The 744-nt window shown below is 45.6% G+C and carries 2 protein-coding genes; both read right to left on the bottom strand.

Going from position 1 to position 744, the window contains the following annotated elements:
* Positions 1–123: 123 nt before the first annotated feature.
* Positions 124–630, bottom strand: a complete 507-nt coding sequence (locus A3762_RS24090) for an ureidoglycolate lyase (RefSeq protein WP_068478172.1) — start codon at positions 628–630, stop codon at positions 124–126.
* 4 nt (positions 631–634) lie between these two features.
* The coding region (locus tag A3762_RS24085) for a hydroxyisourate hydrolase (protein ID WP_197469558.1) at positions 635–744 on the bottom strand (110 nt) is incomplete at its 5' end.

The following is a 744-nucleotide window of genomic DNA, read 5'->3' as shown; positions in this document are numbered from 1 at the left end:
TGAATTACGAGTGCGCCGTCTTCAAAGTACTCATAAGCTTTCTCGCCGTCGACATCAGGGTCTGACAAGAAATGGAGAATAGATGCGCGATAAAGTTTGATACTCATAGTTTAATCTTTACAGCTATAGTGAAATTTCGATTTTGACGTCGTCGTCAAGGTAGATTTCTTCACAGTTGTGGCCGTCACCAGAACGGTCTACAACAAGAAAATCACAGACTTTGTATAGGCCAAGCACAGGGTGATGCCAAGTGTTCTTTCTGTAGTTCACACCTTGGTCTTTGGTTGCTAAGAACAGGTGTAAATTTTCCGGCTTCAAGTCTTCAACCGGATCTCCTACCAATACCAAGTAGTCTTCCCCAGAAAGTGGCTGAAATGATTGAGATCCAAATGGGTGGCGCTCCATCATCTTGATTGGCATTGGCAGCGCACGTGGTTGTGCACGGAAAATATTAATGATCACTTTGTCATCAGCAGGGTTCTCAACTTCAGTCGTAACCAAGTTATGAAAACGCTCTGTGTTGCCATCATTGATCATGATTGGCTTGTTGCCATCGCACTGAACCACTTCACCGAAAGGCGCAAATGCCTCAGCTGTAAGTGGCTTAGGTGTGAGTTTGTAAGTCGCCATGCGCTTAGCTGCCTCGGTACGTAGAGATGCCGTAAGCAGAAACTAGAAGTGGCACGTGGTAGTGCTCTTCAGGCTTCTCGATACGGAAGTCAAAGTTTACGCTTGGGTAGAAAC

This window comes from Oleiphilus sp. HI0125 (assembly GCF_001635355.1).
This window is presented reverse-complemented; position numbering and strand designations above follow the sequence as displayed.

What these genes read in the sequence shown, in the direction of transcription:
- A3762_RS24090 (WP_068478172.1), bottom strand. Translation starts at nt 630, where the DNA reads ATGGCGACTTACAAACTCACACCTAAGCCACTTACAGCTGAGGCATTT.